A 570-nucleotide genomic window follows, 5' to 3' on the forward strand; every position below is an offset into this window, starting at 1 on the left:
ATTGCCGCCGAATTATTAACCTGCATTGTATATCAGCCATATATGCCGATAGAGATACAACCAAGGTACAAGACACCCGTTTTTGACCATCTTTGCAGCCCCCTTGCAAGGTTCTAATTCCCCTCTTTTCCTTTTTCGACCGTCTCACTCTTTATAGCTGATGAGAGTAGTACTTTTTATCAAAAATGCGCTCTTTGGATAGCATCAGTCAAAATCGTCCAAAATATTTTCATAAATAATCTTAAATCCGCTTTTTGCCCCTGTCATAGTTTTTTCTCTTTGCCGAGTGCCTTGAACTATAGATTTTCGTTTGTTCAATATTTGTACCGTTTTGAATATGTTGTTTTTGAGAAAATGTTGTGGCTCAACGTGTTAGGAAATATAAAAAGGCTTCCACATGAACAGCGTGGTGCGTCAGTTGTGGGAGCAGAACACCGACATCGTCATGGTCGATACGGGTAACTCGTATGAGGGACTCTGCGAGTATGTGGGCGGCAAGTACATCGCCTATACGGAGGACAAGCCCATCACCATGAACCCCTTCAACATCAGCAAGCGGGAGCTGAACAT

Annotated in this window: 1 pseudogene; it reads left to right on the forward strand. The window is 42.6% G+C overall.

The window, feature by feature from the left end:
• Positions 1 to 391: 391 nt before the first annotated feature.
• Positions 392 to 570, forward strand: a pseudogene (locus tag DXA05_RS26250) (hypothetical protein); the annotation flags it as partial.

Source organism: Bacteroides sp. AM54-2NS (genome assembly GCF_003602935.1).
In the GTDB taxonomy this organism is placed as follows: domain Bacteria; phylum Bacteroidota; class Bacteroidia; order Bacteroidales; family Bacteroidaceae; genus Bacteroides; species Bacteroides xylanisolvens.